This is a genomic window from Anoxybacteroides rupiense, assembly GCF_014196195.1.
In the GTDB taxonomy this organism is placed as follows: Bacteria; Bacillota; Bacilli; order Bacillales; family Anoxybacillaceae; genus Anoxybacteroides; species Anoxybacteroides rupiense.
In genome coordinates, this window is record NZ_JACIDF010000010.1 from 21687 (window position 1) to 45107 (window position 23421).

Annotated in this window: 21 protein-coding genes and 1 pseudogene; 1 reads left to right on the forward strand and 21 read right to left on the reverse strand. The window is 42.6% G+C overall.

All coding sequences use genetic code 11. The features are described 5' to 3' along the window. Window positions 1-425 precede the first annotated feature (425 nt). The 5 genes and pseudogenes from GGQ95_RS14675 to GGQ95_RS14695 all read right to left on the reverse strand — a co-directional run bounded on the left by GGQ95_RS14675 (window position 426) and on the right by GGQ95_RS14695 (window position 4485). Window positions 426-1685: an MFS transporter gene (locus GGQ95_RS14675; RefSeq protein WP_080859957.1), complete on the reverse strand. Its 1260-nt coding sequence runs from the start codon at window positions 1683-1685 to the stop codon at window positions 426-428. Between the two features lie 232 nt (window positions 1686-1917). Further along, window positions 1918-3027 carry an RNA-guided endonuclease InsQ/TnpB family protein gene (locus tag GGQ95_RS14680; RefSeq protein WP_183187051.1) on the reverse strand — a complete coding sequence of 370 codons (1110 nt, stop codon included), beginning with the start codon at window positions 3025-3027 and terminating at the stop codon, window positions 1918-1920. A 12-nt stretch (window positions 3028-3039) separates the two neighbouring features. After that, window positions 3040-3409 (reverse strand): annotated as a pseudogene (tnpA, locus tag GGQ95_RS14685) (IS200/IS605 family transposase). Window positions 3410-3769: 360 nt separating this feature from the next. After that, window positions 3770-4192 carry a metallothiol transferase FosB gene (gene fosB / locus GGQ95_RS14690; protein ID WP_080859834.1) on the reverse strand — a complete coding sequence of 141 codons (423 nt, stop codon included), beginning with the start codon at window positions 4190-4192 and terminating at the stop codon, window positions 3770-3772. Window positions 4193-4335: 143 nt separating this feature from the next. Further along, window positions 4336-4485 carry a hypothetical protein gene (locus tag GGQ95_RS14695; protein ID WP_231734656.1) on the reverse strand — a complete coding sequence of 50 codons (150 nt, stop codon included), beginning with the start codon at window positions 4483-4485 and terminating at the stop codon, window positions 4336-4338. A 385-nt stretch (window positions 4486-4870) separates the two neighbouring features. On the opposite strand from GGQ95_RS14695, the gene GGQ95_RS14700 reads away from it, so the two are divergent. After that, a complete protein-coding gene (locus tag GGQ95_RS14700) occupies window positions 4871-5824 on the forward strand; it encodes a carbon-nitrogen hydrolase family protein (RefSeq protein ID WP_183187052.1) in 954 nt (317 codons plus the stop codon). Between the two features lie 334 nt (window positions 5825-6158). Here GGQ95_RS14700 and pdxR read toward each other — a convergent pair whose 3' ends face one another. From pdxR to hpaI, 16 genes are all read right to left on the reverse strand, one after another. Continuing rightward, window positions 6159-7604 (reverse strand): MocR-like pyridoxine biosynthesis transcription factor PdxR, encoded by a 1446-nt coding sequence (pdxR, locus tag GGQ95_RS14705; RefSeq protein ID WP_159719505.1) that lies wholly within the window; start codon window positions 7602-7604, stop codon window positions 6159-6161. A 144-nt stretch (window positions 7605-7748) separates the two neighbouring features. Then, entirely contained in the window at window positions 7749-7943 is a 195-nt protein-coding gene (locus tag GGQ95_RS14710; protein WP_044742100.1) for a hypothetical protein, read from the reverse strand. Window positions 7944-8287: 344 nt separating this feature from the next. Then, complete coding sequence (locus GGQ95_RS14715; RefSeq protein ID WP_082741701.1) at window positions 8288-8773, reverse strand: YfmQ family protein; 486 nt, start codon at window positions 8771-8773, stop codon at window positions 8288-8290. Window positions 8774-9231: 458 nt separating this feature from the next. Further along, entirely contained in the window at window positions 9232-10737 is a 1506-nt protein-coding gene (locus GGQ95_RS14720) for a malate:quinone oxidoreductase (protein WP_066149443.1), read from the reverse strand. A gap of 599 nt (window positions 10738-11336) precedes the next feature. Then, entirely contained in the window at window positions 11337-11723 is a 387-nt protein-coding gene (locus tag GGQ95_RS14725) for a 5-carboxymethyl-2-hydroxymuconate Delta-isomerase (protein WP_044742096.1), read from the reverse strand. Between the two features lie 240 nt (window positions 11724-11963). Further along, a complete protein-coding gene (locus GGQ95_RS14730) occupies window positions 11964-12707 on the reverse strand; it encodes a fumarylacetoacetate hydrolase family protein (RefSeq protein WP_183187053.1) in 744 nt (247 codons plus the stop codon). Then, on the reverse strand, window positions 12704-13501 hold the full coding sequence (locus tag GGQ95_RS14735; RefSeq protein ID WP_066149439.1) for a fumarylacetoacetate hydrolase family protein: 798 nt from the start codon (window positions 13499-13501) through the stop codon (window positions 12704-12706). Before GGQ95_RS14735 ends, GGQ95_RS14730 begins: the two co-directional genes overlap by 4 nt. Before the next feature lie 317 nt (window positions 13502-13818). Further along, the gene (locus tag GGQ95_RS14740) at window positions 13819-15375 is read right to left on the reverse strand and encodes a solute symporter family protein (protein ID WP_044742092.1); all 1557 of its coding nucleotides are present in this window, start codon (window positions 15373-15375) and stop codon (window positions 13819-13821) included. 2 nt (window positions 15376-15377) lie between these two features. Continuing rightward, window positions 15378-15722, reverse strand: a complete 345-nt coding sequence (locus GGQ95_RS14745) for a DUF485 domain-containing protein (RefSeq protein WP_231734655.1) — start codon at window positions 15720-15722, stop codon at window positions 15378-15380. Window positions 15723-15749: 27 nt separating this feature from the next. Continuing rightward, entirely contained in the window at window positions 15750-15908 is a 159-nt protein-coding gene (locus GGQ95_RS14750) for a hypothetical protein (RefSeq protein WP_156450541.1), read from the reverse strand. A 102-nt stretch (window positions 15909-16010) separates the two neighbouring features. Then, entirely contained in the window at window positions 16011-16907 is an 897-nt protein-coding gene (locus GGQ95_RS14755) for a cytidyltransferase (RefSeq protein WP_159719501.1), read from the reverse strand. Window positions 16908-17419: 512 nt separating this feature from the next. Further along, window positions 17420-17884: a flavin reductase family protein gene (locus GGQ95_RS14760; protein ID WP_044742090.1), complete on the reverse strand. Its 465-nt coding sequence runs from the start codon at window positions 17882-17884 to the stop codon at window positions 17420-17422. A 43-nt stretch (window positions 17885-17927) separates the two neighbouring features. After that, on the reverse strand, window positions 17928-18911 hold the full coding sequence (gene hpaD, locus GGQ95_RS14765) for a 3,4-dihydroxyphenylacetate 2,3-dioxygenase (protein ID WP_183187054.1): 984 nt from the start codon (window positions 18909-18911) through the stop codon (window positions 17928-17930). 317 nt (window positions 18912-19228) lie between these two features. Continuing rightward, window positions 19229-20701 carry a 4-hydroxyphenylacetate 3-monooxygenase, oxygenase component gene (gene hpaB, locus GGQ95_RS14770; protein ID WP_066149431.1) on the reverse strand — a complete coding sequence of 491 codons (1473 nt, stop codon included), beginning with the start codon at window positions 20699-20701 and terminating at the stop codon, window positions 19229-19231. A 68-nt stretch (window positions 20702-20769) separates the two neighbouring features. Beyond that, a complete protein-coding gene (gene hpaE, locus GGQ95_RS14775; protein WP_183187055.1) occupies window positions 20770-22290 on the reverse strand; it encodes a 5-carboxymethyl-2-hydroxymuconate semialdehyde dehydrogenase in 1521 nt (506 codons plus the stop codon). A gap of 54 nt (window positions 22291-22344) precedes the next feature. Further along, complete coding sequence (gene hpaI / locus GGQ95_RS14780; protein ID WP_044742086.1) at window positions 22345-23274, reverse strand: 2,4-dihydroxyhept-2-ene-1,7-dioic acid aldolase; 930 nt, start codon at window positions 23272-23274, stop codon at window positions 22345-22347. Window positions 23275-23421 lie beyond the last annotated feature (147 nt).

Consider the following 23421-nt stretch of genomic DNA (forward strand, 5'->3'; position numbering starts at 1 on the left):
TTAACTAAAACCTTCGAATTAGCTCTCCATGCCAACAACCATCCAATATTGACAGCATTTATTCATACTTCATCTATTAAGAACAAATTACCAAACGATGATGAAAAAAACAATTAAAATTTGCCAAACTATATTTACCCTATTGATAAATACAGCTTCATGCGTCAATATCTGCTCCCTCAAATGAACAAACGACAGCATACGATCGAACACGCCGCTTTATAGAACCATAAGAGGAGTTTAAAAACATTTTCGCCACTTTGTCTATTTGGTAAAGACCCGTATTTTCATTTTTCTTGTAAGTTTCCACGTACAATAGGCATTGCTCATTTTCTCTAAAATGACGTGCTACAACTTGATAGCCCTTCCTTCTTAATTATAAGGAATCGTTCTATATAAGCCTATATTGTCAGCCAAAGATCTCCTCATGCTTGTGAATCTTCTATTGTCTCTGTGATAATAGATGAGTAATATTTTTTCTTTGCTGGCAATAAGGCGAGTGCGCATAAAATCGAAGTAACGAGTAGCATCAAGAATGCGCCGATCATGACGACAGACTGAATAGAGGCAAGCTGCGCCATCATTCCAAAAACAGCAGTTGTGATGACGAGGAATATCGCTTCAATGAATCCATATATGCTTCCCACTCTTCCCATTACGGAAACAGGTATGTTATTTTGATAAAAGGTATAAAATCCGGTATTGGCAAAGGATAAAGAGACGGAAAGAATAAAGAACCCCAAAGCAGCGATAGAAAAAGAGCTTGAACAAGCATAGATCATATAGCCAATCGCTACATGGAAGGCACCAAAGCCGATTAACCAAGACGTCGCTAATTTTCGCGAAAATATGGCATTCACAATCGCTCCCAACGCAACACCTCCTCCAGCTACACTCACTAAAAAGCCATACTCACTTTCTGATAAAGCAAGCACTTCTTTCGCAAAGGCAGCTTCCAATGAATCAACGGCTGTCGCGATTACCATCATGCAGCTAAATAAAAAATAAATAAGCGTGATATAAACGTAACGATAACTAAAATTCATCACCAGCTTCCAATCGTTTTTCAGCAGCTGGAAAGAGCCTTTGTGATCAGCTGGATGACTTACCAGCTGTGTTTCAACATTCGGAAGCAACAAGGTGATCGCCCCTGAGAAGAGTAGAGCCAATGAATTAATATAAAGGGCCAATACAGGCGTTCCGACTAAAAATAGGGCACCTGCAACCGCTGGCCCGATCAGAAAACCGCCGGAGTCCATTAAACTTCGCAATGAATTAAAGCGCTGCCTTTGCTCCGGAGGAGTTAGCTGGGTGATATAAGTCATCGATACCGGTCCAAATACCGCACTTGCTATACAGATGAAAAAAACAATAAAATAAATAGCCCCAATCGAAGAACAAAAAGGCAGGATGGCAATTAGTACAGCCCTTATCACATCTAGCATGATCATAAGATTCCGTTTATTGAATCGATCTATCACACTCCCGGACCAAGCGTTCGTAAGTAAGGCCGCTAAAGGCTTGAGCATATACAGGATAGATACCGCAAAAGGGGAATCAGTCATATTGAGAACCAATAAATTCAAGGAAATTAAATAAATCCAATCGCCCACATTGGAAATTCCGATTCGAAGCAAAAGTAAAAGGTGATATTGCCAAGCCTCGAATGGATTTTTACCTCTCACTTCCAAGCTCCTCCTTTTATCCAATAAGCTAAATAAAAAATTCGCCCCAAGACACTAGGTCTTGGGGACGAATTTTCATTCGCGATGCCACCCCATTTTATTAATATGTCACCATAGTGACATACTCCCCCCACCTACGCTTCGCTTAGAGGTGGGGGCTTCTCGGGTAATCCCATCTCATGATGAGAAGTTGACCGAGCGATCCCCGTGTGCCCCACGGTTCGAGGACAAGTTAGACTATCGCTAATCGTTTCATGCCCTCATGTTTGATATTGATGGCCGCATTGACGTCCCTGTCGCTCTCGAATCCACATTCACAGCGGAATGTACGCTCAGAAAGCGATAGAGACTTCCTAACTTTACCGCAGCACGAACAAGTTTTTGATGATGGAAACCATTTGTCGATTTTGATCAGCTTCTTCCCCTGTTCTTCCAATTTGTACCGAAGGAAAGTGATAAACATGCCCCAGCCGTTATCATGAACGCTTTGACCGAAATGGAGGGCTTGGGACATTGCTTTCATGTTGAGGTCTTCAATCACCACGCAATCATACCGTTTCGCTAATTTGTGCGATTCCTTATGCAGAAAGTCCTTGCGCTGATTGGCAATTTTCTCATGCAACTTCGCTGCTTTCAGACGCTGTTTATGCCAACGATTAGAGCCTTCCTTTTTACGAGACCATTTACGCTGTTCTTTCGCTAATTTTTCCAATACTTTGCGATAGAATCGAGGATAATTGGCTCTCTTACCCTCGCTATCGACATACAGCATATTCATGGAAAAGTCAAGCCCAACAACCGTTTGTACTTCTTTTGGTGCAGGTTGATGTTCGTACTCTGTGAGAATAGAAATATAGTATTTTCCTGTTTTTGTTTTCGTGATCGTACAAGCCTTGATGATATGGTGGGCAGGAATCTCCCGATGTTGCTTGAGCTTGATCCATTTCAGTTTGGGCAGCTTGATATAGCCATCTGAAAGCTTCATGTTGCCATTCACCACATTTGTGGTGTACGACTGTTTCGCCTTGCGGTTTTTGAACTTTGGAAATCCAGCGCGGCCAGAAAAGAAGTTTTGAAACGCCTTCTGCAAATTCAATTGGGCATTTGCCAGCGCAAGGCTATCCACTTCTTTTAGCCAAGGAAACTCCTTTTTGTACTTGGTAGGGGTCGGAAATTTTTGCTGTTTCAAGGATTCTTTATCGTCCTTGAACTTTTCAAAAATTTGTATGCGTTCTTCAAGCATTTTGTTATACACGAAACGGACACAACCGAAAGTTTTGGCGAGCAGTTGTTCTTGTTCTTTTGTTGGGTATAGACGGAACTGATAGGCTTTGTTTGCCATATCGACACCACATCACTTCATACCTTGATTTTCTATATATTTTTATTACTTCAATGGGCGCACCACCCGTTGTAAGCAGGCAAAAGCTTCTTGACCAAAAATATTCTTTCCACCGTTTTCTTTTCACTTTCGGAAAATGCTTTTTGATCAGTCGAGAACTTGCACTTTTATAGGCATTGATGAACTTTGATCGTTCACTATTTGGATGTGCTTTGAACAAAATATGCACATGGTCCATATCGTGATTCCATTCGACCAAGGAAATATCGTAATTTTTACCCAATCTCACAAACATATCTTTTGCATAGTCAGATATGGTATCATCAATCACTTTTCTGCGATATTTTACAACCAGAACAAGATGATAATACAACAGGAACACTGAATGGTTATTATTGTCTCATTTCATTGATACAACGGCCTTTCATTTTTCTAAAACTAATTATATCATAACACACAAAAAAAGAGACCACTTTAGGCTACGCCTAACCGAAATTCATCTCCCACTTTCACTTCGTTTAGAAGTGGGAGATGAATTTCGGAAAGATGTTAAACTCAGTAGGTACACGAATACCTTAGCTCTATAACAGGCGCCACCTGTCACACGATCCCCCTTTTTTTTTTCGGTTCCCGTGCGATGCTCCAAGGCTTGCTTCAATAAACCATTCTTACTCCTTCCCAGCTACCGGAGCTCTCTGAAAAGAATGAATGTATTTACTCTCCTCTTCATCGCATGATGATATTAAGTAAAAAACTGCATATGATGCTTCTCGCTTTTGTAATAAGCCAACCGATCATTCAAACTGCCGGTGTGAAATTCGAACTTGTGCCCGTCAGGATCCGTAAAATAAACAGAGCGCTTGTCTCTTTCATCTCTTTCTCTGCTTGGAATTATGGCCACATCTAGCTCTTTCAGCCTTTGAACAAGATCATCGAAGTCTTCTTCTTTGACGGAAAAAGCGATATGAGTATATGAGTGCCGGATTTCGTTTCGCGGAATATCTTTTTGGACATTCAGAGCAAGCCACATTCCATTTAGATCAAAATAGGCTAAATTTCGTCCTTTGACCAATAGCTTTGCACCGAATACTTGCTGGTAAAAGCGAACGGATTTTTCTAAATCGGATACAGAGAACGTTAGGTGATTAATGCTTCCAATCGGCAAGTGGATCTTCCTCTCCGTTTCGTTTTGACATTGATTATGACGATTCATGCTGAGTAAAATGACTGGGGAGTAGATACAGAGTAGCTTTTGTCAAGAGGCAAAATAGAATCGATACATCTTCACTGTTTTCTTATCGTGGAACCCTAAATCGGGCCGTTATCATGATGATCATTTCTCATATTCTGCATATGGGCTTCCATATAGGCCTGTTCTGACCATGAAACGTGCTTGGCATTTTCTTCAGGGTTCAAATCATGGATGCCTTTTCTTTTATACGCCCAATCAACCACCACATGCTCTTTTCCTCTCCTTTCGTATAAGATCATAACCAGTATAGACCACGTATTTTACTAATCTGTATGCATTATACCACATAAAGAAATTATTTTACATAAATTCCAAAATTATAGTCAAATTCTTGCTTTTGTCCTTTATTTTCATTTGATTTATATATAGTGACCGTTAGTCGTCCGATGACCGAAAAACAACATACACTCCAACCTAAGATAGAAACCGTAGCGCCAAAAAGCTGCGTTGATCGATAGAACCATCCTCGCCCAATTGTGTTAAGGGAAAATGGATGGGACATTATGGATTCTATTGGCTGGGCACAAAGCATAGATTTTCCATTATCATAACAATGATAGAGTTATTCTACTGAAAAGAGGAGGATTTCTCATGGTTCAGCAACATCATGTGCGAGTAGCGGTTGTGCAAACAGCTTCTGTCATTATGGATCGGAAAGCGAGTACCGAAAAAGCCATTTCGTTCATACAGCAAGCAGGGGAAAAAGGAGCGAACATCGTTGTATTCCCTGAAGCGTTTATTCCAGCCTATCCAAGGGGACTCAGCTTCGGGACAACTGTCGGGAGCCGTTCATCAGAAGGACGGAAGGATTGGCTTCGTTATTGGGAAAACTCCGTTCCTGTTTCTAGCGAAACTACTGAGAAATTAGGAGAAGCAGCACGCAAAGCCGGGGTGTATCTCGTTATTGGCGTCATTGAGAGAGACAATGAATCTAGCAAAGGCACTTTATATTGCTCCGTATTATTCTTTGGACCAGACGGAAAATTGCTGGGAAAGCACCGCAAGCTCAAACCCACTGGTTCAGAACGATTCATTTGGGGAGAAGGAGACGGAAGCACTCTTCCCGTTTTTGATACACCTTATGGCAAAATAGGGGCGTTAATTTGCTGGGAAAATTACATGCCGCTGGCCCGAGTAGCGATGTATGCGAAAGGAATTCAAATTTATATCGCTCCGACAGCAGACTCCAGAGAGCTATGGCAATCTACGATTCGGCATATCGCCGCAGAAGGCAGATGTTTCGTTTTATCTTGCAACCAATATGTGACCAAGGACATGTATCCTACTGATCTAGCTTGCTACGATGATTTATCCTCTTCTCCAGAGGAAATGTGTTTAGGAGGCAGTGCGATCGTTGGACCTTTAGGTGAATATATAAAGGGACCTGTTTTTGGCAAAGAAGAGATGCTTATCGCAGATCTTGATTTGCGAGATATTGCTTACAGTCAATTTGACTTTGATGTAGTAGGCCATTATTCAAGGCCGGATGTTTTCCAGCTCCTAGTAAATGAGGAGAAACAAGAAAGCGTAAAATGGAAAAAGTAAGTAGAAGCAAGAAGCCCCAAAAGCATTGGTCTAGCGTTCGCTTTTGGGGCAAACCAAAAAAAGAAACAGGTTTAACGCTCATCTTATCATGTTGTCCAACCGCTATCATGAGACGCTTCTGCACAATGAACTTCTTAAGCTTTTTCACAAAATCATGAAACTTTCAGTTATCTTAATATGTCTTTACTCGATCTTGGTCGCTCAATCCATCGATCAAGGTTCTTCCCAAAAGCTGAGGCGCCCCCATTTTCTCATTCTATCTTTCTTCAACAAAAACCCGATTCACTACTTTGAAAATAGTGGGGCCTGCATCCCAAAGGCAGAAATGATTCGATTACTTTGGAACCGACTGAATGCTTTTAAACGCCTCTGCAAATCGGGAAACTCCCTCCCGGATGAAGCGTGACTCTTCTCGTCCAAACGTAAAGCGTACATAGCCTTTTTTTGAACCTAAAATGCTTCCCGGAACGAACGCCACTCCTCTTTTCATTGCTTCCTCAAGTAAATGATGCTCATTCATCGGGCGATTTAGTTTGCACCATAGATGGATTCCTCCTTTTGGGATAAAAAAATCCACTTGGCTGCCCAATTGGTCGGCAAGGCTGGAAATCAGCACATCTCTTTGTTGTTCTAATTTCTTTTGCAGCATCGCTATATGTGTATGAAAATGTGAGGACGCTAAAAATTCATTGGCGATCCACTGCGGAAAAATGCTATGTCCAAAATCCACTTGCTGTTTCGCATCGGCTAGTCGCTGAATCACCTTCGGCGGGCCAATCACCCATCCAATTCGCAATCCCGATGCGGCAATTTTGGATAGAGAACTAATATACAAGATATTCCCCGCATCATCCATCGATTTTAAAGGGGGATGGATTCTTCCATCAAAGGTCGTTAAACTATAAGGATCGTCTTCAATGATGGGGATACCGAATTCAGCCGATAGCTCCAGCACTTTTTTTCGGCGCTCTAAAGAAAGGACCGTTCCTGTAGGGTTATGGTGTTCAGGGTTTAAAAAAACCATGCGAATCCGATGCTTCTTGTGCAAGGACAGAAGATCGTCAGGATTCATGCCGTGCTTGTCTACAGGCAAAAAATACGTTCTTAGCCCGGCAGACTGAAAAACAGGGAGAGAAAAACAGTAGGACGGATCCTCAATGGCAACCGCATCTCCTGGCTTTAATAAACATTGAACAATCAAATAAAGAGCTTGTTGCGCTCCCGATGTAATGAGAATAGAAGAAGAGCTCGTCTCAATATTTTTGTACTCTCTCACATGAGAAGCAATAGTTTCCCGCAACACTTCATTTCCTTGGGGATGGTCATAGCCGAGATGTCCAGTAAACAGCTGTTCAGCAAAAATTTTCTTAAATTGTTCAGCTGGGAACAAGCTTGGCGTCAATTCGCCGCTTGCTAAATTAATTAAATCATTTTTTTGTGTTTCCGTGCGAATTCGCTGCACTAGCGGAAGATTAGGCAAAAAAGAGCCATCCTCGACATACCGTCCCCAATTGGGGATGCGTTTATGCGATATTCCCCATATATCCGTACTCACTCGTGTGCCGCTTCCCTTTTTACGCTCGACTATTCCGAGAGACTCCAGCCATTCATAAGCTGCAGAAACAGTGCTTCGATTCACCTGCAATTCGTTTGCAAGAGCACGTTCGGAAGGCAGCAAACGGTCCGGCGGGAATATTCCCGATGAAATTCCTTGTTCAATATAATCGGCAATCTGCTTATAAATCGGTTTCTTATCCGCACGATTCGGTTTCCAATCCATCTTAACCCATCCTTACCGTTTTTTTATTGGCTGGCTACTTTCATGAAGTTGATGATTCCAGCCATGTTGAAGAGATCCCTCGCTTGCTCCAATCCGATGATAAAAAATTTCCACCGTCTAACGACAGCTAGGCCGCTAGTCAAGCTATAAAGCAACAAATGCATACCAGACCAGCCCGATAAGAAGTCCCAAAATTAGGATCACATAGATAATCGTCAAATTCCCGATATTCCGCTTAATCGATTTCCCATAGTTCGTCTCCACCGTTCTTGCCACTAATATGGTTCCTATAAGGGAGACCACTCCTATCAGCAAAACAAGCATAATGGCAAATTTCATCGATTTTCTCCTTCCTAAGTTCATCAAAATGAAACGAATATTTATTCATACGGTGTTACCGTGATACTTACGCCCCATTCTAACTTGACGTTACCATTTTGTAGATATCGAGTTCAACACTTCACAAAGTCAGCAACAACGGCGCCGAAAGCGTTGTTGCTCCGGCCTTTGTCATGCGGACAAACCACTTGCTTTCCTTTTTCCATCTTTACAGTTTGGTGACAATACAAGAATAAGTGAATCCATTTAATCTGACAACGAATGAACAGCCGCCTTTTTCCCTGCTTTCCATTTCGTTTATGAAGCTGACCAAATTCGTTAGCCACGAGCATCTGTCTTCTTTTTCATTCGCCACTAGCACAAACATGAGGATTTTCAGATCCAGAAATATCCGTTGCGAGCCGCTGTGCATAACGAACTAAATTTCCCGGAAAAAGACGATACGCCAGCATTTTTTTCTTATACTGTTTGATAACCTCCACGCGGTCGTTGTAGCAATAAATGAATAGTCTTACATCTTTTTTAGAACTTTTCGTATCAACGATAATCAACGTTCCGCTATCTGTCGGATGCAAATAGCTCTGTTCCGTGCCCGGCCATATATAATGCCGTTCTTTAAACGAGGCGTCATTAAAGTAACGGATTATTTTTGCCTTTTCTTCCCCCTCCAGTCTCTGATTAGCCATCGTCACAATGCTATTCTCCTGATTGAGTTTTGAATGAATTTGAAATTTATCGGTCATCCACTCAACAACCCCAGAGGGAAGGGAAGTGATCACTATTTTTAATAAACTTCCCATGACGATACAAAGCAATACAGTCCATGACATTTTACATCATCTCCGTTTCATGCTTTTTATAGTTCCATCATAACGCACATGGATCAATTATGAACCAGCCACTTCCCCTAAAAATAAGCCATCCACTTTGGCATGGAGCCGCCTCAGCCAACACCTCATCACGCCGCCATCTATCATCCGAAAATATTCATAGGCTATATGCGTTGTGCCATTCTTTTTTTAAATTTAGGAATAAAATAGACCGCTTCATTTCAACTTTACATAGAAAAAGCCCGAACCATATCATTTCCAACCCATTCAATGAGCTGTTAAAAGCGATATGGTTCGAGCATCCGACCGTCTCATGTGCTGCATTCCGTCTATATCAGCAGCGACAAAAAGGGCTGATCCAAACATGGGCCCTAGCGATGTTCAACCAGCCCTATATACGAATCAATCATCATAACAAACGATATTCTTAAAACCGTTTCTTATTCTTATCGTTCACTTTAGGCCATGGGAAGCGGCATGCCCTCGCTTAAACCAAGCGTTCTTGCAGCTGAAGCATGAATTTCGCGCAGAAGGCCTGGGTTTTTCATAAGTGGCACACCGTAGGAAGGAATCATTTCTTTAATTTTCGGCTCCCACTCTGTCATGCGTTCAGGGAAGCATCTTGTGATCACTTCGAGCATGACGTGTACAGCGGTAGAAGCTCCCGGAGATGCGCCAAGCAACGCTGCGATCGAACCATCAGCGGCACTTACCACTTCCGTTCCAAACTGAAGCGTTCCTTTTCCGCCAGCCTCCGTATCTTTGATCACTTGCACACGTTGACCCGCTACAATTAAATCCCAATCCTCGCTTCTGGCACTCGGAACAAATTCCCGCAGCTCTTCCATGCGCTGCTCTTTCGATAGCATCACTTGCTGAATCAAGTAATTCGTCAGCGACATGTTCTTAACACCAGCCGCCAGCATCGTTAAGAGATTATGCGGCTTTACAGAAGTAATTAAATCAAGCATGGAGCCGTTTTTCAAAAACTTTGGCGAGAAGCCGGCAAACGGCCCGAATAGCAGCGATTTTTTATTGTCAATAAACCGCGTATCAAGATGCGGAACCGACATCGGAGGCGCTCCCACCTTCGCTTTACCGTAAACCTTGGCATGATGTTGCTCTACAACATCAGGATTATTGCACACCATAAATATTCCGCTTACCGGAAATCCGCCAATTCCCTTTCCTTCAGGAATACCGGATTTTTGCAGCAAATGCAAGCTGCCTCCTCCAGCTCCAATAAAGACAAATTTTGCGACATGTCGCTCGACCGTACCGCTATCGAGGTTTCGGACTTTCAATTCCCATGAGCCGTCGCTAGTTCGTTTCATATCATCAACATGATGTTTGTATCTTATATCCACATGTTTGCGTTTCAAGTGGTCAAACAGCATGCGTGTTAACGCACCAAAGTTGACATCGGTCCCTGATTCGATTCTTGTGGCCGCTATAGGTTCATTGAGCGTCCGATCCTTCATAATGAGCGGAACCCATTCCTGCAATTTTTTCGGATCATCAGAAAATTCCATTCCCTCAAATAAAGGGTTGCTAGCCAGCGCTTCAAAACGTTTTTTCAAAAACGCGACATTTTTTTCCCCTTGCACTAAACTCATATGAGGCAATGGCATAATAAAATCCTGCGGATGATCAATCAGCTTGCTTTTGACAAGATAAGACCAAAACTGCAACGAAACATTAAACTGTTCGTTAATTTTGATCGCTTTGCTAATATCGATCGATCCATCCGGTTTTTCGACCGTATAATTAAGCTCGCACAGTGCGGCATGTCCCGTTCCGGCATTATTCCATTCATTAGAGCTCTCATCCCCTGCATCTGCGAGCCTCTCAAATACTGTAATTTCCCAGTCTGGTGCTAATTCCTTTAACAACGTTCCCAACGTCGCACTCATAATTCCAGCACCAATTAAAATCACATCTGTTCTCATCCGATTGTTGCTCATCTTTACCATCCTTATACCCTAAGATTTAAAGAAAACCTGTAAGCGCTCCCCTTAGGCGCTCCAACAAACTAGACGATAACCTAGCCTAGCTGATCCACCTTTTCTGAATGAGATATCATTATTAATTATAGTATAGCATTATTATTTATAAATTTAAAATATTTTCTATAATATTACAGTCATTAATGAAATCATTTATGACATCCTCATCCATTTGTTCAATAAGATGGGCACATATATCTGAATGAAAAAATCAAAAAACGCATAAATATACATAGGTAACAAAACCGTTGCTGATTCGTTTTTCCGCGCTAACATAGCCCCTCCGAAAAGTCTCTCGCCTCTCAGCGAAGTGCAGGTGCAACGGTTCATGCAATTCGGTGTTGGCATTGTCGCTTATACAATGAAAATGGAATGAATTATTTTCTATAAAAAACCCATCAGGCTATTGCATTTCTCAATATCCAAAAAACAAACGTAACAGAACTTTTCGGATATGTTAAAACCACATTTTCTGCTCATTTATTATTTGAACCACACTGCATAAAAAAATACGGATGCTTTGCATCCGCTCTCGCTTAATGAACAAATCTCCCACACTATGTTCTAAAACGTTTATGAATATTGTTATGCTTATAGGTGCCCGTTTCGCTGAATTCCACTAATTCCAGAGACAATGCTAAGTAACGTTTGGCGAATTCGGCCGCAAAATGATCCTTTATTACCTCAAAAAGCTGATCACAGGTTTCTTTTTTTTCCTTCTCAGACCGCCCGGCGCCAATTTTTAAAGTCACATGAACAAACGCATCGTCCTCAGCTCCATCCGCAATCCGGTAATGATGAAGCTCAACGGCCCGCGAACGAATACCTCCAATCGGGAAAATATCGCTTTTAGAGATCAGAACTTGATTCACTTTTTCCAATAAATCAGAAATATGAATCGTCTCCTTCAGATTGTCTGTATATTCAATAATCAGATGTGGCATGATTTCTCCTCTCTTTCTATCACTTGAAAATGAGGCAAAGCCTTTTTTGGATAGCCAAGATCGAAAACCTGTCATACGTGCAAGCACGCTCCAAAAGCTGAATGACTAGCAGCTTTTTAGGATCAACAAATCGGTCTTTCGAGCACTCCGAACATCTGAACCCCAGCCAAAACTTCATCGTTCCTTTTCTCTTTATAAAAATGATTACCACGAGAACGATAAGCAACATCAGCAGCCGCTTTATTCGTCAGCTATAATGGTGTTCATAAGTCGGCCAATTCCTTCGATCTCAGCGACCACTTCGTCACCTACAGCTGTATCGGCTAGCCCTTCAGGAGTTCCGGTTAAAATCACATCATCCTTGTTCAATGTCATAAAACTGCTTAAATACTCAATAAGAGCAGGGATGTCAAAAATCATATCCCTTGTCGTCCCCTGTTGTGTCAGCTTGCCATTGACATATGTTTTTAACGTTAAATTCATCGGATCGGCTATGTCTTTAGCATCTACCAGCCATGGTCCAATCGGCGTGCATGTATCCCGGCTTTTCACCCTTAAATTAGGGCGATAATAATTCTCTAAGTAATCGCGAATCGCATAGTCGTTGGCAATGGTATAACCCGCTATATAGTCATATGCCTCTTCTCGTTTCACTCTACGAGCTGGACGGCCAATCACGACCGCCAGTTCACATTCATAGTGCATGTTGACAACATCCTTGGGACGCCGCGTCTGTGCACGATGACCAACAAACGTATTGGGGCCTTTCAAAAAAACAAGCGGTTCTGTCGGCGCTTGAAATGACAGCTCCTTCGCATGATCGGCATAATTAAGCCCAAGGGCAAACACTGTACGAGGCTGCACAGGCGGCAGCCAAACCACTTCATGTTCAGCAACGATACGGCCATCTTCCAGCTTCATACAGCCATTCTCTTCAACGGCATGATGAATGGCTCCGGCATACGCGATTCGTGCTCGCTTCATAATCGTTGCCCCCCTGCTAATTCATCCTCATGAATAATCGTATTCTCCAAACTGCCAATCCCGTCAATTCCAATGCGAACATGATCTCCTGCCTTTGCGACCGGCGCTCCTTCCGGCACTCCTACTAACAGCGTGTCACCAGCATATAAGGTCATAAAATCCGTAACATCAGCAATAAGCCTGCTCACAGATCGAATGAGATTTGCTGTCGTATTTTCCTGTCGCAACTCCCCATTAATCCATACACGCACTCCCAATGCATCCGGATCGGGTACTTCATCCTGTTCAACGATCCAAGGGCCGACTGGGCAAAAACCGTCACGAGCCTTTTGCTTGATGGCCGGACGATAAAAACTTTGATGCGGAATGCTCACATCATTCACGATCGTATAACCCGCTACAAATTCAAGCGCTTGTTCCTCGCTCACACGAGTTGCCGTACGGCCCATCACAACTCCGAGCGCCGCGCCGATTTCAAGCTCTCTGGCATCAGCCGGCAATGGAATGGGCATTCCATAACCAATGACTGTATTTCTCGGTTTAATATATAAAACAGGAGCTTTTGGTTCTCCATGATAAGGAGCTTCATATACAGTCTCTCCCAAAGCGGCAAGCGCTCCTTTATAATTGAACAGCGTTCCGTATACAGCACCTGATATAGGAGCATCCCACATCAGCTGATCTACCCGATAATGCCTTCCTTGCAATTCAATCCTATTCTCGTCCAAGTTAGCGACCGCTTCCCTCTCTTGCAGGATGCCGCGGAATTTCACCCTGACTTTGACTTTACTCATATCCCTCGCTCCTTGTTTTATTTTTCTATAAGAAAGTTGAGCTTACATAGCCAACGCAAAAACAGAATCCTATTTTTTCGTCGCGCTTAAACCGAACAACCGGCTGTTTCATTTGTCAATGAACAGGGTTGCTCGGTCGTCCGACCGCCGCAATCGTCTCCTCGTTTTTAGGATAAGGCCGGAAATGCATCCATTCACCAACAAGGGAGCCTTATAGAAAATGTCATCATGACCATCGTTTCAATAGTGATAAAACCTTGTATTCATCTTTACGCAGGTTAAAGATACCTCTTACTGATTGTACAAATGGTCTCTCCTTACACTCCATGATGACTAACTCCTTTTATGTCGCTCCCTGTATTTGATTTAACTAATATTTCCTCGAAATTGCCGTTCTGCTCTTTTCTCGCTGAAAAGACTGTGCCAAGATAGGCTCCTAAAAAGCCAAGAGGAATCGATACAATTCCTGGTGACGCTAATGGGAAAATCGGTTCGCCAACGAAAAGAGCCTTCCCTTGTTCAGGACTCCACACATTGGGACTTAATGCAACAAGGAGAATCGTTCCAATCAATCCTACGAGCATCCCTGTAATCGCGCCTGTTATGTTAAAACGCCTCCAATAAACGGTATACAAAATAACAGGCAAATTCGAGCTGGCTGCTACTGTTAATGCTAAAGAAGCTAAAAACGCCACATTCATTTTTTGGACGAATAAAGCTAGGATAATAGAAAGGACTGTAATTCCGATCGATGCGAACCTTGCCATGCGAATTTGTTCTTTCTCTGTCGCCTTCCCTCCTTTGACAATTTCGTTATAAAAGTCATGTGAAAATGCTGTAGCGCCTGTTATCACAATTCCTGCCACAACCGCTAAAATCGTGGCGAATGCTACCGCTGATACCACAGCAAATAGCAGATCTCCCCCTAATATTTTAGCGAGCAACGGCGCGGCCATATTCCCGGCTGGATTAGCAGCCACAATGTCTTGCGCCCCTACAAATTTAGCGGCCGCAAATCCTAAAAAGATCACCATCACATAAAACAAACCGATAATCCAAATGGAATAAACGACAGATTTTCTTGCTACCTTCGCATTTGGAACGGTTAAAAAGCGACTAAGAACGTGCGGAAGCCCAGCCGTGCCCAATATTAGGCCAAGCGTTAACGAAAAAGCATCAAGACCGTTCGCATATTTCGCCCCCGGAGCTAAATAGGCTTCCTTAAGAGGCGTGGCTGTCTGCATCTCCTCAAATACTCGCAAAAAGTTAAAATCAAATTTCGCCATCACCATCACAAAAATGACAAATGTGCTGCCTAACAACAGGAAAGCTTTCGTGATCTGCACCCAGCTTGTGGCCGTCATTCCTCCAAAAATCACGTAAATTAGCATGACAAGACCTACTAACACAACGGATATTTCATAACGAATATTCAATAAAAGCTTAAAAAGATCACCCGCTGCCACCAGTTGGGCCAGCATATAAAAGATAGAAATCGTTAGCGCATTAAAGGCTGTGACCCCGCGAACTTTTCTCGCTTGAAAACGCTCTACAATCATATCTGCCAATGTATATTTCCCAAGATTTCGCAGAGGTTCAGCTACTAAAAGCAGAACCACTAAATAAGAAACAAGCGCTCCATACATTAAAAAGATCCCATCATAGCCGACGAGGGAAATGGCGCCAATCAACCCTAAAAATGAAGAGGCCGACATAAAATCCCCTGCAATAGCAAAACCATTTTGCCAGCCTGTTAACCCCCCGCCTGCCGTATAAAAAGAACTTGCACTATTTGTTTTTTGGGAAGCATAGTAAGTAATGAGAAGCGTGACGGCAACGATGAGAGTAAAAAGGGTCACAACTTTTACATCCATGTTCATCTTTCCCCCTCTTCTTGATGATGCAGCAGCACTTGGTCCGCCATGTCATCAAATTCAGCCGCTTTTTTTACATACAAGTGGCAGATGATCCATGTCATCACAAATTGGGCAAAAACGAATATCCAAGCCCATGAAATAGCGCCTATGGCAGGCTTTTTTAAGATGTTAGTGTAGAATGCCAAAATGGGGAGCAAAAGAGAGAAGATAAGAAAAAATAGGGTTACATAAATGGTAAAGCGCTTCTTTACAGCTAAAAGCTGTTTGAATTTCTCCGATGCAGCAAGCTCCTTATAATGGAGCTGTTGATGGTTAACAACGACCCGTTCATTTTGTCCCATCATATCACCAATCCTCCACTTTTTTGTCGTTCATTTTTTACGTCCGACTCGTTTCCGTTCTGCCATCTCTTCAAACGCAGATGAACTCTTTTCCAAACAGCTTTCCTTTACTCTGCTATATGGCATGCGAGAGGTTTCGTGATTTTGCTTATATACCATTTTCTGAAACAAGCTATTTTTCGTATCCATTCCTGCGTCCCCTATTGCAAATGATGGACTTGTTCCATTATTTTCAGAGGACGGAACTGATTGGTTAAGACCTTTTTCAATCCAATCTTCATCAAGACAGGACTAAATAATTCTTCGCTCTCCCTCCATATATTGATAGATGTCGTGATCCTCTTTTGCTTTGCGCAAAGAGAATTGAAGCCATTTTACCTTAACCCGTTTCTCATACGTGTTGATAAGGCAATTTGTCAGCTGAACTAAAAGGAATGATTGGTTACCATTGCTAGAAATTTGCTGGCAAGTCCCCTTATATCGTTGCCCATCTATTTCCACATAAACTTTATATATACCGGGCGTTGGCAGCATATATTCTTCATCTACTAGAATATGAAGAAATTGATTATTTTTATAATAGATCGACGCTTTTTTGACTTTCCCTCTTATTTCGTAGAAGTCACCAAGATAACTAGGAATCAAGGCTACGTTCCCAACAGACAGCAGATTGCGGATAGCAGTAGAACTGATTTTTTCCTGCTCGCGTTTGATCGGATGGATCACTGTTACTTGAAACTTTCCGTCCCCTTCTTTTTTCAAAGTGGCCATCGTTCCTTTGCCTTTATATCCGTAATGATAATCAAATCCGGCTACGACATGCTTACAACGAAGGCCTACGATATATTGGACGACGAAATCTTTCGGCCGGAGACGCGCAAATTCAGGAGTAAAACGGACCACGAATAATTTTTCCACCCCCATCTCTCGAAACCGTTCTTCCTTTATCGGCAAAGGAGTTAAATACTTTCTCGGCTCTTCATTTGCTTGGATAATATCTTTAGGATGAGGATAAAAGGTCATAACGCCAAAGGAGAGCTGCTTTTGCTTCGCCGCTGCTTTGGCAGCCTCTAGAACTTCTTTATGTCCAAGATGAACGCCGTCGAAAAAGCCAAGCGCCAAAACACAAGGCCTCATTTGAGCTGTGACGGATGCGGAAATCGGATGCCGGATATAAACGGTTTCCATCGCTACACCTCCCTGTTCTCCAGATCAACCTTAATTTTTTTAACATTCTTCAGTCGAGAAGTCTCCCACTTCTAAATCTTGCGAAGCTTGATGAAAGTGGGAGATGAATCGACTTCGGACAAGGACAGGCTTTTGCCTGTTCAATTGTCTGACCCTTTGGTAAAATAAACCTATGTCGTTCTTTCATAACTGGATATAGGAGGTTGCATGGAGAAAATAAAATGCGAAAACCAAGCTGATCCTTCCATGCGTAAAATATCCAAGGTACAAAAGAACTCCGAATTGTCGGACATCTAGGGTTGGAACGACCCGAAGTCACGCTCAGGGAGACGAAAGGCGGCTTTCGTCGTGGAACTGAGAAGCTCCCACTTCAAGCTTTAGCTAAGTGGTGAGTAGTTCACCGCCCTGTCGTTTTTCAGCGTTCTCGAACAATACCGCTTCCAGATCTCACCATTCGTCTAAAGAAGCGGTTGGTTGTTCAAGTAAAAGCCATCCTCCTGCTACATGCGATTTTATATATTTGCAATTTTTCCATACTTTCCGGCAAAAAAGGTTAGCGGCGTCCCTTCCCCCACAACCACATCGATGACTTCCCCGATAAATAACGTGTGGTCTCCCGCCAGCTGCTTGCTATAAACATGGCAGACAATATTGGCCAAAGCACCATTTAAAATAGGAATACCATGTAGCCACTCAAATGTTACCTCGCGCTTTTTCTGTATTTGTCCTGCAAACTGCATGGATAATTCCTTCTGATCTTCAGACAAGATATTGACAGCGAATGCGTCTGACTGATTCAATTTTTCTAGCATTTTCGCTTTTTCCCCAATCGAAATGAGCACTAATCGAGGGTTAAGAGAAACCGACATAAATGCATTGGCTGTCATTCCATGAACGTCCCTATCTACTGCCGTTGTGATTACCGTTACTCCTGTCGCGAATTTTCCCATTGCATTTCTAAATGTCCGATCATCCACTGCTCATCCCCCCTTCGTTCTGTTTGATCCCATGGACAAGCAGCTATAGGATAAATTCTGGTTTAATTTTTTCTAAAGTCGCTTTGGAGACAGGAATCGGTTCTCCTGTATCAATGTCTAAAAACGGAAACGTTTCGTTAAACCAGCTTTCTGGAGCTTTATGCCCCCAAAATGTTTGACGTCTCGGGTCATCTAACTCCCAACGAATCGGAATAAAATCGGGATCACTTGTCAAGTAGTCCCCGTTGTAAAGCTCAATTCGATAACCATCCGGATCTCTTAAATAAAGGAAAAAGGCATTGGAAAGTCCGTGGCGCCCTGGTCCTCTCTCAATACTTTCTGCATAGCCGATAGAAGCCAGTATATCGCAACAATGGATTAATGCTAATGGATCTGGCAGCCAAAAGCCGATATGATGAAGGCGCGGACCTTCTCCGTTCATAAAAGCTTGATCGTGTACCCCTTGTTTTCGGTGGAGCCATGCTGCCCAAATCCGCTCTTTCTCTGTCACGGTGTACTCAGAGCAAGCAAATCCTAATTCTTTCATAAAAAAGTCATAGGCTTTTTCTACATCAGGAACCATGCAGTTTACATGGTCAATGCGCTGGATTCTCGCCCCTTTATACTGATCATAACGTTGAAGCATCCGCTCCACCCGATCCATTTTGCAGAAAAACTCCAATGGCATCCCGGATACATCATGGACATGCAATGCTCTGCCGATCGCATATTGCGTTCCTTCTTCCAACCATTTCGTTTTCAAGCCTTTTGCTTGAAATAACGCGGATAATTTATCTAAATCGGCTTCTGACGCCACTTTATATCCAAGGGCATGAACACCAGGTTGATCTGATTTTTTTAACACTAAGCTATGATGCGTATGCTCTTCTAATCCTCTTAAATAAATATGTTCTCCGTCACACTCTGTTTCAACAAAACCTAAAGCGTTTACATAAAAATCTCTCGAACGATCTAAATCCGTGACGTTAATCACTACTCTCGCAATGCGGATAATATTAAATTCCATCCTACCAACTCCCCCACTTATTGAATGTGGTAATACCTTCACTACACTTTTCGACGGTCGGACAACCGACCACCCTCGCCTATTGACACCTGTAAGCGATTGGTTGTTTGGGACTCGGCCATACTTTGACGTACCCAGCCACTTTTTGCCAACCGTCGAGACTTATAGAAATTCTTCTTGAATGGGCTGTACTTTTCCTTAGTCGTATCTATATAGGCTTCCCGTGATTTCTTGCTAGCTTTCATGATCTAGTTGCGGCAACTCGTCAATAGATGATGAACTGAAAAACCATCTCACAACCCTCTATCGCAAAGAATTTAATTATTTTGAATCATCTGTTCTGAACGGTCGAGAAACTCTTTCACACGATCTACATATTCTTGCTTATCATAGCCGTTATATAAAGCACTCGCCATTCTGACAGGATCGCCAAAGAAAAAGCGCTCATATAAGGTTTGTCTTGTGCCGAATGCACTCATACAAACATCCCAAGCAAGACGGTACAATTTCACACGATGGTAAGCTTCTCCATTAGCCGCTTGCAAATACTTATCTAAATCTGGGCGAATGTCTGACTTAAAATCTGCTTCTGACGGAATAGCCATTAAACCGCTAGCACCTAATAGCTGCATAATTTCACTAAATCGAGGGTAAATCTTTGGATAATAATTGCGAGCAATATTTAGTGGCGTAAAATCAGGCGTCATAATCCCCCATTTATCTATTTTTGCGTTCGCTTCCGCTGCTGTCATGTAGGCTTTCATCGTTTCTAACGCGATAATCACCTCGGACATTTTTTCTTGGACATGCTGGAACTGTCCGATGTTGATCGTTTCCACCATTAGTTGTAAAATTCCTAACACAAATTCCGTTTTCACAATGTTTTTAGCGACTACTTGATGCGTCATATGAACAACGGCATTGCTTTCGTTGTACGCCTGGTTGCAAACGCTTACATCACCAAGTGCAAATACGCGGTTCCACGGCACCACCACATCATCAAAAACAACAACCGTATCCATTTCTTCAAAGCGTGATCCTAGCGGGTGGTCAAAGTGGGATTTTCCGTAATCGAATGATTCACGGCAAATAAATTTTAACCCGGGGGTGTTATTGGGAATTGCAAATGCGTAAGCATATGGGTTTTCTTCTTCGGATTGTTTTAATAGAGTCGAAGGAAATACCATAATTTCATCTGTAATTCCCCCTTGCGTTGCAAGCAAACGCGCTCCGCGAATCACCACTCCTTCCGATGTTTTCTTCACAATCCGAGCGGCAATATAAGGATCTGGCAGCTGTGCGGCGTTGACCGCCCGATTGACTTGAGGCTGAATGAGCGTATGAGTGAGAGAAATATCATTTTCTCTGCAATACTCGTAATATTCTTCCATATTTTTAGCGTAAAACGGATCTTGTTTCCCAAACATTTTGGCAGCTGCGCCGTAAGCCATGATGCCAACGTTAAGATAGTCTGGAGAACGTCCCATCATTCCTCCATTATATTTGGCCCATTCTTGCATCATCTTGCGGCGCATCACAAGATCTTCTTTTGTTCTTGGCTGGATAAATGAAGTCCCTACACGTTCTCCTGTTGTTGGCGATACATATGTCATATAATCTCGCTTGGCGGGATCATGTTGCATATCATACATCTCTGCTTGCGTTTTCATGACTCCTTTAAAAGCAGGATGCTCAGAAATCTTTCCTCTTACTTGTTCGCCATTAATCCAGACAACTGCCTGCGCCTCATCCACTCTCTCAATATATTGTTTTCCTGTTTTAGCTGGCATCTCACTCTCTCCTTTGGAAATTCCCTTCATCACCGATCCATTGTTATTCTATCTGCTTCTTTGATTCTCTATTTCTTTTTTCCAAATTGAGGTATATGGTGATCCCCAATTGCTACATGAATCACTTTCGGCTCCGTGTAAAATTCGAAAATGGCATAATGTCCGCCTTCTCGGCCAATTCCGCTATCTTTCGTACCGCCAAACGGAATGCGAAGATCTCTTACATTTTGAGCATTAATCCATAGCATTCCGGCATCGACCGCATGTGCCACACGATGCGCTTTTTTAATATCGTTTGTCCAGACGTAGCCTGCAAGTCCATATCTTACATCGTTGGCCATTGCAATCACTTCTTCCTCTGTCTCAAATTCAATAACGGCCATCACAGGGCCAAATATTTCTTCTTGGCATACTCTCATTTCATTTTTGGCATTTAATAATAAGGTTGGCGGGACAAAGTTCCCTTCCCTTAATTCCTCAGGCACGCTCCCTTGTACCACCTCACATCCTTCTTCTTTTGCCAGTTCGATGTAGCTCTGCACTTTATTAAAATGGGCTTTTTCAATTAAAGGTCCCAGCTGTGTAGCAGGATCTAAAGGATCTCCTATTTTGATGTTGGCTACACGCTCTTTTAATGCTTCTACAAATTGAGGCTTAATGTTTTTATGAAGAAAAACGCGAGAGTTTGCGGTACAGCGTTCACCGTTGAACGAGAAAATTCCCCATACGGCGGCATCAAGCGCCCTCTCTAAATCAGCATCTTCAAATACAATGAATGGCGATTTTCCACCAAGCTCCATCGATACTTTTTTTAATGTATCCGCTGAATTTTTCATAATGATCGAGCCTGTTGTAGTTTCACCTGTAAAAGAAATCGCTTTCACATCTGGATGCGCAACAAGAGCGGCTCCTGCCGTTTCTCCAAAACCATGGACGACATTAAATACCCCCTCTGGAAGACCGGCTTTATGAATCACTTCGGCCAGTTTATTAGCTGTTAACGGTGAAAGCTCTGCGGGCTTCAATACGACTGTATTGCCTGTTGCTAATGCCGGTGCGACTTTCCACGTTTCCAGCATGAAAGGAGCATTCCACGGTGTAATCAGTCCAATCACGCTAAGCGGCTTGTAAATGGTATAGTTGATGAATTCTTTATCAACCAGGTAGGACTCGCCGTGCAATTTGGCTTGAACCATTCTTGCATAAAAGCGGAAGTTTTCCGCAGCCCGTGCTGTCATCTTTTTCGTTTGACTTATCGGAAGTCCCGTATCCAGCGCTTCTAAAAAGGCAATTTCCTCAATTTCTTCATCAATCAGATCAGCGATACGATTTATATACTTCATTCGCGCTTCCACTTTCATCGTTCCCCACGGGCCATGCTCAAACGCTCTTTTCGCTGCCATCACCGCTTCATTTACATCCTCCTGGCGGCCTTCTGCTACACGGTTGATCACTTCATTTGTAAAAGGATTGATGTTATCAAAGCTGGTTCCTGACCGGCCCTCTACAAATTTCCCGTTTATATAGTGCTGGACATCGTCTACTTGCTTATGAGCCGATTTTTGAACGGCTATTCCTTGATTCTCCATCTTTTTTCACATCCCTTTACCCTATTTTTTATGATGTTATGGAAAAGGACCGTCTCATGAGTTCGATGAAACTTCCTCCGGCAAATCTACGTATCTCTTGAGAACTTCGCGGATTTCATCTTGCAAAGCCTGTGTCGGTAAGTCCATTGGCAGACGAAGAACCGGTTTAATTTTCCCCATCATGCCTAATGCCGCCTTTACAGGAGCGGGATTCGTGTCTTTAAAGAGCACATCATTTAATGGCATTAACTCATAATGAAGCTCCAATGCGCGTTGGACGTTGCCTGCATTCCAAGCATTGTACATTTCGGCTACCTTCTTCGGCTCGACATTAGCTGTGGCGCTTATATATCCCGCCCCGCCAATCGCCAACATTGGATAGCATAACAGTTCAATGCCTGAATAAAGGAGAAAATCTCTTCCGCATTCCAGCAACACTCGGTTTACATGTTCAAAATCCTTGTTGGACTCCTTCACCCCGATAATGTTTGGACAATCTTCCCGCAATTTCGCAAGTGTTTTCACTTCAAGATTGACCGCTGTTCTTCCTGGAATATTGTAGACAATAATCGGAATATCCACGGAATCAGCTACCGCTTTAAAGTGTTTATAAAGGGCATGCTGAGATGGTTTATTATAATATGGAACAATTACTAATGCCGCATCGGCGCCAATTTCTTGTGCTATCTTTGTTAAATAAAGCGTTTCAGCATGATTAGTCGAACCTGTACCCGGTACGAAAGGAACGCGACCGTTCACCGCTTTAACCGCTGCTTTCATCACTTGTACGCGCTCTTCAAGCGTCAATGAACTCGGCTCCCCCGTTGTTCCCGTTACAGAAATCGCATGGCTACCGCTCTCAATATGCCAGTTGATCAATTGCTCCAGCGTTTCAAAATCAATCGAACCATCCTCGTTAAACGGGGTTATAATCGGAGCAATGGAACCTCGCAATTTTTTCTTAACCGCTTCCAAATTTCCCATCTTCTCGCTCTCCCTCGTTTCTTTTAGTTAGAAAATTTCATTTTATCTGAAATATCTTACAAATCAAATGTATCATGTGTTAATCTATATGAAAAATACTAAAAAAATTAATGCTCTATACAAAAAAAATATACTTAATGGAAAGGA

What these genes read in the sequence shown, in the direction of transcription:
- GGQ95_RS14680 (WP_183187051.1), bottom strand. Translation starts at nt 3,027, where the DNA reads ATGGCAAACAAAGCCTATCAGTTCCGTCTATACCCAACAAAAGAACAA.
- GGQ95_RS14700 (WP_183187052.1), top strand. Translation starts at nt 4,871, where the DNA reads ATGGTTCAGCAACATCATGTGCGAGTAGCGGTTGTGCAAACAGCTTCT.
- pdxR (WP_159719505.1), bottom strand. Translation starts at nt 7,604, where the DNA reads ATGGATTGGAAACCGAATCGTGCGGATAAGAAACCGATTTATAAGCAG.
- GGQ95_RS14710 (WP_044742100.1), bottom strand. Translation starts at nt 7,943, where the DNA reads ATGAAATTTGCCATTATGCTTGTTTTGCTGATAGGAGTGGTCTCCCTT.
- GGQ95_RS14715 (WP_082741701.1), bottom strand. Translation starts at nt 8,773, where the DNA reads ATGTCATGGACTGTATTGCTTTGTATCGTCATGGGAAGTTTATTAAAA.
- GGQ95_RS14720 (WP_066149443.1), bottom strand. Translation starts at nt 10,737, where the DNA reads ATGAGCAACAATCGGATGAGAACAGATGTGATTTTAATTGGTGCTGGA.
- GGQ95_RS14725 (WP_044742096.1), bottom strand. Translation starts at nt 11,723, where the DNA reads ATGCCACATCTGATTATTGAATATACAGACAATCTGAAGGAGACGATT.
- GGQ95_RS14730 (WP_183187053.1), bottom strand. Translation starts at nt 12,707, where the DNA reads ATGAAGCGAGCACGAATCGCGTATGCCGGAGCCATTCATCATGCCGTT.
- GGQ95_RS14735 (WP_066149439.1), bottom strand. Translation starts at nt 13,501, where the DNA reads ATGAGTAAAGTCAAAGTCAGGGTGAAATTCCGCGGCATCCTGCAAGAG.
- GGQ95_RS14740 (WP_044742092.1), bottom strand. Translation starts at nt 15,375, where the DNA reads ATGGATGTAAAAGTTGTGACCCTTTTTACTCTCATCGTTGCCGTCACG.
- GGQ95_RS14745 (WP_231734655.1), bottom strand. Translation starts at nt 15,722, where the DNA reads ATGATGGGACAAAATGAACGGGTCGTTGTTAACCATCAACAGCTCCAT.
- GGQ95_RS14750 (WP_156450541.1), bottom strand. Translation starts at nt 15,908, where the DNA reads ATGGATACGAAAAATAGCTTGTTTCAGAAAATGGTATATAAGCAAAAT.
- GGQ95_RS14755 (WP_159719501.1), bottom strand. Translation starts at nt 16,907, where the DNA reads ATGGAAACCGTTTATATCCGGCATCCGATTTCCGCATCCGTCACAGCT.
- hpaD (WP_183187054.1), bottom strand. Translation starts at nt 18,911, where the DNA reads ATGGAATTTAATATTATCCGCATTGCGAGAGTAGTGATTAACGTCACG.
- hpaB (WP_066149431.1), bottom strand. Translation starts at nt 20,701, where the DNA reads ATGCCAGCTAAAACAGGAAAACAATATATTGAGAGAGTGGATGAGGCG.
- hpaE (WP_183187055.1), bottom strand. Translation starts at nt 22,290, where the DNA reads ATGGAGAATCAAGGAATAGCCGTTCAAAAATCGGCTCATAAGCAAGTA.
- hpaI (WP_044742086.1), bottom strand. Translation starts at nt 23,274, where the DNA reads ATGGGAAATTTGGAAGCGGTTAAGAAAAAATTGCGAGGTTCCATTGCT.